At 68.9% G+C, this 7296-nt stretch carries 7 protein-coding genes; 3 read left to right on the top strand and 4 right to left on the bottom strand.

Annotated elements, in window-relative coordinates; genetic code table 11:
* Window positions 1–343 precede the first annotated feature (343 nt).
* A complete protein-coding gene (locus Acor_RS34345) occupies window positions 344–1483 on the top strand; it encodes a cystathionine gamma-synthase (RefSeq protein WP_155340936.1) in 1140 nt (379 codons plus the stop codon).
* Here the strand turns inward: Acor_RS34345 and Acor_RS34340 are convergent.
* Both Acor_RS34340 and Acor_RS34335 read right to left on the bottom strand, forming a co-directional pair.
* Window positions 1480–1917: a hypothetical protein gene (locus Acor_RS34340; RefSeq protein WP_155340935.1), complete on the bottom strand. Its 438-nt coding sequence runs from the start codon at window positions 1915–1917 to the stop codon at window positions 1480–1482. The genes Acor_RS34345 and Acor_RS34340 overlap by 4 nt on opposite strands.
* An 80-nt stretch (window positions 1918–1997) precedes the next feature.
* The gene (locus Acor_RS34335; protein WP_155340934.1) at window positions 1998–2246 is read right to left on the bottom strand and encodes a hypothetical protein; all 249 of its coding nucleotides are present in this window, start codon (window positions 2244–2246) and stop codon (window positions 1998–2000) included.
* A gap of 421 nt (window positions 2247–2667) precedes the next feature.
* Between Acor_RS34335 and Acor_RS34330 the strand changes: the two genes are divergently transcribed.
* Together Acor_RS34330 and Acor_RS34325 are read left to right on the top strand one after the other, a co-directional pair.
* Complete coding sequence (locus tag Acor_RS34330) at window positions 2668–3447, top strand: GntR family transcriptional regulator (protein WP_170317220.1); 780 nt, start codon at window positions 2668–2670, stop codon at window positions 3445–3447.
* Window positions 3448–3551: 104 nt separating this feature from the next.
* The gene (locus Acor_RS34325; RefSeq protein WP_246239508.1) at window positions 3552–3938 is read left to right on the top strand and encodes a DUF6292 family protein; all 387 of its coding nucleotides are present in this window, start codon (window positions 3552–3554) and stop codon (window positions 3936–3938) included.
* Here the strand turns inward: Acor_RS34325 and Acor_RS34320 are convergent.
* Together Acor_RS34320 and Acor_RS34315 are read right to left on the bottom strand one after the other, a co-directional pair.
* Window positions 3904–5853, bottom strand: coding sequence for a vWA domain-containing protein (locus Acor_RS34320; RefSeq protein WP_155340931.1), 1950 nt, complete (start codon window positions 5851–5853; stop codon window positions 3904–3906). The genes Acor_RS34325 and Acor_RS34320 overlap by 35 nt on opposite strands.
* Window positions 5850–7289: a sigma 54-interacting transcriptional regulator gene (locus Acor_RS34315; RefSeq protein ID WP_155340930.1), complete on the bottom strand. Its 1440-nt coding sequence runs from the start codon at window positions 7287–7289 to the stop codon at window positions 5850–5852. The genes Acor_RS34320 and Acor_RS34315 overlap by 4 nt, the downstream gene beginning before the upstream one ends.
* Window positions 7290–7296: the final 7 nt, after the last annotated feature.

Here is a 7296-nt window from a genome sequence, read left to right as displayed (position 1 = left end):
GCCTCCGCCCGCCCCCGATGGTCGCCCTGGCGACGAAGACGGCTCCGCCGGACAGACGTGGATCACCCACCCACCCGTTTGTTCGTTGCGGGCCTCCGCCCGCCCCCGATGATCGCCGTGCCGGCGATGTCGGCTTCGCCGGATATGCAAGGCCCTCCCACCCCAAGAGCCACGCTACGGACCCTTCCCGGCACCCTCCGCACCGTAAATCGGGCCACCCCTGCGTATGGACTGAGGAACGCAGGTCGCGAAGCGGCCGGAGTGACGAGGGAAGACACCGGCTAAGGGGCGGCCAAGCCCGCCGTGCCGGAGGCACGGCCATAAACACAGTAGCCTCGGACGCATGACTGAAGGCTTTGAGACCCTGGCCATTCACGCGGGTCAAGAGGCGGACCCGCTGACCGGGGCCGTCGTACCGCCCATCTATGCCGTTTCTACCTATAAGCAGGACGGTGTGGGTGGGCTTAGGTCCGGTTACGAGTACAGCCGGTCGGCGAACCCGACCCGTACCGCACTGGAAGAGTGCCTGGCCGCCGTCGAGGGCGGGGCGCGGGGGCTGGCGTTCGCGTCCGGACTGGCCGCCGAGGACACGCTGTTGCGTGCCGTCTGCCGTCCCGGCGATCACGTGATCATCCCGAACGACGCCTACGGCGGCACGTATCGCCTGTTCGCGAAAGTGCTGGCGGCGTGGGGGCTGTCCTACGACCCGGTTCCGCTCGGGGACGTGGCCGCCGTCCGGGCCGCGGTCCGGACGGAGACCAAGGTGATCTGGGTGGAGACGCCCACCAATCCGCTGCTCGGCATCGCCGACATCGCGGCGCTCGCCTCGGTCGCGCACGACGCGGAGGCGCTGCTCGTGGTGGACAACACCTTCGCCTCGCCGTACCTGCAGCAGCCGCTGGCGCTGGGCGCCGACGCGGTGGTGCACTCCACCACGAAGTATGTCGGGGGGCACTCCGATGTCATCGGGGGCGCGCTCGTGGCCGGGTCGGCCGAACTGGGGGAGCGGCTCGCGTACCACCAGAACGCGATGGGCGCGGTGGCCGGGCCTTTCGACGCGTGGCTGACGCTGCGCGGGCTGAAGACGCTCGGGGTGCGGATGGACCGGCACTGCGACAACGCCGAGCGGATCGTGGATCTGCTGCGGGCGCACCGGAAGGTGACCGAGGTGCTGTACCCGGGCCTGCCCACCCACCCGGGGCACGAGATCGCGGCCAAGCAGATGAAGCGTTTCGGCGGGATGATCTCGTTCCGGGTCGCCGGTGGCGAGGACGCCGCCGTCGAGGTCTGCAACCGGACCCGCCTGTTCACACTCGGCGAGTCCCTCGGCGGCGTCGAATCCCTGATCGAGCATCCCGGCCGGATGACCCACGCGTCCGCCGCCGGCTCGCCGCTGGAGGTGCCCGGCGACCTGGTCCGCCTGTCGGTCGGCATCGAGACCGTGGACGACCTGGTCGCCGACCTTTCTCAGGCGCTCGGCTAACTGCCGGGATTGTTGAAGACCATCAGCACCAGGATCACCAGCCAGATCAGCGCGGTCACGCCGCCCAGCGCCGCGATCCGGCCGGTCTGCACCTTCGCGTCGTCGTCCGGGTTGTCGTTCTCGAGAGCCCGGACGGCCTTGCTCAGATCCCGGTCGATGATGACCAGCAGCACCGCGGCCACGATGAACAAGGTCATCGACACCGTCAGGTAGACCTCGGCCAGCGAGGCCCTGCCGAGCAGGATCCCGAACAGGAACACCCCGAGCGTCGGCAACCCGAACAGCCGCGCGGCCCGCTTCAGGAAGCGCAGGACGTTGAGATCACGCGCCCGGATGTAGCGCGGCACGTAACTCGTGACGACGGTGAGCGGGCCGATCGCGAAGATCGCGAACCCGATGTGGAACCACAGCAGCAACTTGTCGGCAAACGACATGCACCGAGGCTATCGCCTTACTGATCAAACCGGCAGTGCGATTCCGTACGGCTCCCGCAAGACATACGGAACCTTCCACCTCAGACCCGGACTTCGCGCTCCAGCTCTATGCAGGTAGGACAGGCGTACTCCGGGTGGATCACACAGGCCGTGTGATCGACGGCGAGCCCGAGAATCCGCCGCGTCCCCGACGACAGCACACTGCGCGGGCTGAGCGTCAGCGACCGCCGCCGATCCTCCCGCCGGATGCTGTGCACGACGAGCACGAACGCGCTGAGCGCGACCAGTCCGAGGGTGAGACTGGCCAGAACGATGATGCTGTACAACACGTGCGACTCCCCACCTTGGGTTGGTGCCGCCGCTGACTCCCCGATCGTCAGATGTGACACGCTGTAAACCGACCATATGAGCGCGATCCCACCCTGAGTTGTGAGGGTTCCGACAGGGTTGGCTATGCCGGATGGATAGCGCTTCTGACTACTTGGTTAGCCCCGCTTCTTTCCGCGTGGCGCCGTGCTTAATATCAGCACTCCGGGGTCGAATCGCGGAAGACGGTGAATGCGGACCCAGGCCACCGGGCCATTGTTAAAGGGGTCAGGCCATTTGACCGACTCATTGGTATGAGCCAAACTGCCGCCGCCGTTCGAGTCATTGGTACGAGACGGCCGGGGCGACTTGTACCAATGAGTGGTGCCGGTCTAGCTTTGGGTGGCGGGCTGGACCGCACCATGGGAAAGAGGTGACCCCGCTTTGGCAGAGGCCCTCTACCGGCAGGTCGCGTCCGATCTCCGATTGAAGATCAACAAGGGGGAGTGGTCGCCGGGCACCCAGTTACCGTCGGAGCCCGTGCTGGAGACGTTGTACGGGTACCTGGTGGGGAAGGGCGCGCGACTGTCGCGCAACACCGTCCGTCTGGCCATGGCCGTTCTGCAGAACGAGGGCCTGGTCGAGGCTCGCCAGGGCCGCGGCACGTTCGTCCGCGAGCGGGTGACCTTCACGGTTCTCGCCTCCAACGAGGAGGGGGCGTCGAGCGGCCGTACCGATCGGGACGCCTTCGTCGCCGCGGTCAGCGTTCAGGGCCGCCACCCGGAGCAACTCGAATTCCGGATGGAGATCAGGAAAGCCGCTCTTGAGGTGGCGGAACGGCTGCGCATCGACGAGGACGACCCCGTCGTGGTGCGGAGCATGCACCGGCTCATCGACGGGCGCCCCTGGTCCACGCAGGAATCGTTCTATCCGATGGACCTCGCCACCGGAACAATGCTCATGTCCCCCAGCGACATCGCGCACGGCACGGTTGAGGAGCTGCGACGGCACGGGCACGCCCAGATCGGCTACCGGGACGAGATCGTCTGCCGGATGCCGAGCCAGGGGGAGGCGGTGGTCCTCCGTCTGGGCGCGGGGGTGCCCGTTCTGGAGATGTTCCGGACGGCCTACTCGGTCGCTGGGCCCATTCGCCTGACAATCAACGTGTATGCGGGTGACAGTACGCGACTGGCTTATGACATCGGGTCGCAACCTGTGGAGTGACGTGGGCCGAGAATCAAGCGGCGGCCTTGGGGCTGCGCTACCTTCGTTTCCGGCAGGGTAGGCGCGCATTCCACTTAAGGGAGAATTCTGCCATGAATAGTTCGATGGAACCCTACAGTGACGCCTGGCTGGCGTTGGCCGTTCCTTATGTGGCCCGGGTCGCCGAGGCGTTGGACGCGCGGCGCTGGTGGGACGATCCGTTCGATCCCCGGGACGCGACGATTCTGCTGGCGGGCGGGCTCGCGCTCGTCTGGGACGAAGAGAGCGGATGGCGGCACGGGGTCTTCGTGTCGGGGCGCAAGGGCATGCGAACCGAACTGGCCGGGGTTCGGTACCTCGGTGGCGGGGTGCTGCCGGAGCCCGAGAGGGTGGCCGAGTTGATTCCGGGGAGTCGGGAAGAGCGGCCCGTTTACCGGTCGTACCGGGATTTCGGGGATGGGCTCGATCGGGAGTTGGTCAGGTACGTCGGCGGGCTCGTAGGAAGTCGTTGACGACGTATTCGCCGAGGCGGTCGGCGCTGGGGGCGAAGACGCGGCCGCCGTTGCGGCGGGCGACCTCGTCGACGAATTCGCGGAGGCGTTCGTCGGCGGCGAGCATGAAGACGTTCATGGTGGCGCGGCGGCGGGTCATCTTGTCGACTTCGGCGAGGGTGAGTTCGAGGGTTTCCCTGGAGGGGGGCCACTCGAAGCGGGGGACGCCGTTGCGCATCAGGTGGGCGGTGGGTTCGCCGTCGGTGACGACCAGGACGACGGGTTCGAAGTCGGGGTGGCGGTCCAGGTGGCGGCCGGCGATGAGCAGGGCGTGGTGCAGGTTGGTGCCCTGGACCATGTCCCATTCGAGGCCGGCCAGTTCGTCGGGGGCCAGCACCCGGGCGTAGTTGGAGAAGCCGACGATCTGGACGGAGTCCTGCGGGAACTTGGAGGCGACCAGGGCCTGCAGGGCGAGGGCGGTCTGCTTGGCGGCGGCCCAGGTGCCGCGCAGGGCCATCGAGTAGGACAGGTCGACGAGCAGGCAGACGGCTGCGGCGGAGCGGCGTTCGGTCTCGGAGACCTCGAAGTCGTCGACCGAGAGCTGGATGCGGCCGTCGGGGCTGCCGCGCCGTACCCCGTTGATGACGGTGCGGACCACGTCGATGGGCTGTTCGTCGCCGAAGCGCCAGGCGCGGGTGGAGCCGGTGAGCTCGCCGGCGGCGCCCGCGTCGCGCTGGTCGTGGTCGCCGCGGCGGCTGGAGTCCAGGGAGGCGAAGACGCGGCGGAGCGCGGTCTCGCCCAGGCGGCGGACGGCCTTCGGGGTGAGTTCGAGTTTGCCGCGGTGGCGGCGGAGGTAGCCCTGGTTCTCCAGTTCGCGTTCGATCCGGCGCAGGGCTTCCAGGTCGTCGACGCCGGAGCGGCCGAGGGCGCGGCGGACGGCGGCCTCGTCGATGTCGTCGAGGCGGGCGCCGGGGTAGTCCTGGCGTAGCGCGGCTTCGAGTTCGCTGAGGTCGGCGAGTTCCTGGAGGGCGCCGACGGCGTCGCCCATGCCCATCGGGTCGTCGCCGCTGACCCGCTCGGGGGAGCTCCAGGACAGGTCGGGGCGGCGGGCGTACAGGGAGTCGCCGAGGCGGCGCATCTGGTCGGCGAGGCCGGCCTGCTCCAGGGTCTGGGCCATCAGGCCGGCGAGTTCCTCGCGCTGCTGCGGGGTGAGCGAGGCCAGCAGCCGCTGGGCGGCGGCGGCGCGGCGGGCGAGCTGGTCGACGAGCTCCTCCAGGTTCCGCGGATTCTCCGGGAACATGTCGCCATATTTCTGCATGAAGGAGTCGAAATCGTCTTGGGTGTGCCGGCCCTGGGCGTCCTTGTCCAGCATGTCGTTCAGGTCGGACATCATCTGCCGGACCCGTTCCATCGCCGCCGGGTCGGGGTTGGCGAGGGCGTCCTTCATGCCGCGGAACTGGCTGTCCAGGATCTCCCGGCGGAGCAGGTCGCGCAGCTCCTGGAAGGTCTGCCGGGCCGCCGCCGACCGCCAGTCGTACTCGTCCAGTTCCTGGACGGCGCGGGCGGTGTCGGACGGGAGCGCGTCCAGGGCGGACTCGCGGAAACGCGCGTCGTCGGAGGGGTCGGGGAACAGTTCGGCGCGTTCCTGGCCGATCGCCTTGTCCAGCAGGGCGCGGGCGCGTTCGAGGGTGCCGTCCAGCCGGGTGTTCTCGCGGAGCTGGCGGCGGCGTTGCCGTACCTGGCGGAGGAGTTCTTCCAGGCCGCGCCGGTCGGGGGCGTCGGGGAGGCCGCGTTTGAGCAGATCGCGGAGGGCGTCCAGGGGGGTGGAGCCGGACAGGATGGCGTCGCCCATCTCGTCCAGCGCGGAGCGCACGTCGTAGGGCGGGGCGAGCGGGTCCGGCCCGTCCTGGTATTCGCCGTACCGGTAGGAGGTCATGTGCGGTAGACCGCGCCGCCCGCGATGTCGTCCTTGGAGAGGCGGCGCATCAGGTAGAGACCTTCGAGCGCGAACTCCAGGGCGGCGGCGGCGTGACCGGGGGATTCGTCCCCTTCCCCCATGCCGATCCGGGACATGATCTTGGCGAGGCCGTCGACCTGGCCGATCCGGCGGAGCAGTTCGGTGGCGGGCACCAGCTCGCCGGACTCGATCTGGGTGCCTTCGGCGAACTTGTCCAGCAGCGGGGTGAGCTCCAGCCCGCCGAGGGTGTTGCGGAAGGTCTCCGCGGTGGCCCGGCGGAGCAGGTGCGCGAGCACCTCGACCTCCCGGCCTTCCTCGCTGACCTCGAACTCCACCTTGCCGCGCAGCGTGTGCACGATGCCGGGCAGGTCGCAGACCCGGGTCACCGCGCGCTCCTCGCCGGTCAGCGCGGCCCGCCGGACCGCGGACGCGGCGGCCGTCTCGGTGGCCGCGATCGAGAACCGGGCCGACACGCCGGAGCGGGTGTCCACCGCGGTCGACTCCCGGACCAGCCGGGTGAACCTGGCGATGATCTCGACCAGGTGCTCGGGCACGTCCGCGCCGATGTCGGGGACGACCTCCTGGCGGATCAGGGTCAGCTCGTCCTCGATCGTCTTCGGATAGTGGGTACGGACCTCCGCGCCGAACCGGTCCTTCAGCGGCGTGATGATCCGGCCCCGGTTGGTGTAGTCCTCCGGGTTGGCGCTGGCGATCAGCAGCAGGTCCAGCGGGAGCCGCAGGTTGTAGCCGCGGACCTGGATGTCCCGCTCCTCCAGCACGTTCAGCAGCGAGACCTGGATGCGTTCGGCCAGGTCGGGCAGCTCGTTGACGGAGAAGACGCCCCGGTTGGTCCGGGGGACCAGGCCGTAGTGCACGGTCTCCGGGTCGCCCAGGGTGCGCCCTTCGGCGATCTTGATGGGGTCCACGTCGCCGATCAGGTCGCCCACCGAGGTGTCGGGGGTGGCCAGCTTCTCCCCGTACCGCTCGTCGCGGTGCTTCCAGGCGACCTGGATCTCGTCCTCGGTGAGCCGGCGGCAGCGGGCGCAGACCGGCGCGTACGGATGGTCGTTGATCTCGCAACCCGCCACCACCGGCGTCCACTCGTCGAGCAGCCCGATCACGGTACGGATCAGCCGGGTCTTGCCCTGGCCGCGCTCACCGAGCAGCACGAGGTCGTGACCCGCGATGAGGGCGCGTTCGAGATGGGGGAGCACGGTCTCGTCGAAGCCGACGATGCCGGGGAATCTGGGCTCACCCGCGCGCAGGCGAGCCAGTAGATTCTCCCGGATCTCGGCTTTCACCGACCGGTGGACGTGTCCACTCTCGCGCAGTTCACGCAGAGTACTCAGTGACGGAGCAAGTGCGGGCGATTTGTGCACGGGATTGAGCCTACGTCGCGGATGCAACACCCGCATCCGATTG

Source organism: Acrocarpospora corrugata (assembly GCF_009687845.1).
GTDB classification, from domain to species: Bacteria; Actinomycetota; Actinomycetes; order Streptosporangiales; family Streptosporangiaceae; genus Acrocarpospora; species Acrocarpospora corrugata.
This window is presented reverse-complemented; position numbering and strand designations above follow the sequence as displayed.

Bases quoted from the DNA above. Each gene is read 5' to 3' on its own strand.
- Acor_RS34345 (WP_155340936.1), top strand. From the start codon at position 344: ATGACTGAAGGCTTTGAGACCCTGGCCATTCACGCGGGTCAAGAGGCG.
- Acor_RS34340 (WP_155340935.1), bottom strand. From the start codon at position 1,917: ATGTCGTTTGCCGACAAGTTGCTGCTGTGGTTCCACATCGGGTTCGCG.
- Acor_RS34325 (WP_246239508.1), top strand. From the start codon at position 3,552: ATGGAACCCTACAGTGACGCCTGGCTGGCGTTGGCCGTTCCTTATGTG.
- Acor_RS34320 (WP_155340931.1), bottom strand. From the start codon at position 5,853: ATGACCTCCTACCGGTACGGCGAATACCAGGACGGGCCGGACCCGCTC.
- Acor_RS34315 (WP_155340930.1), bottom strand. From the start codon at position 7,289: ATGCGGGTGTTGCATCCGCGACGTAGGCTCAATCCCGTGCACAAATCG.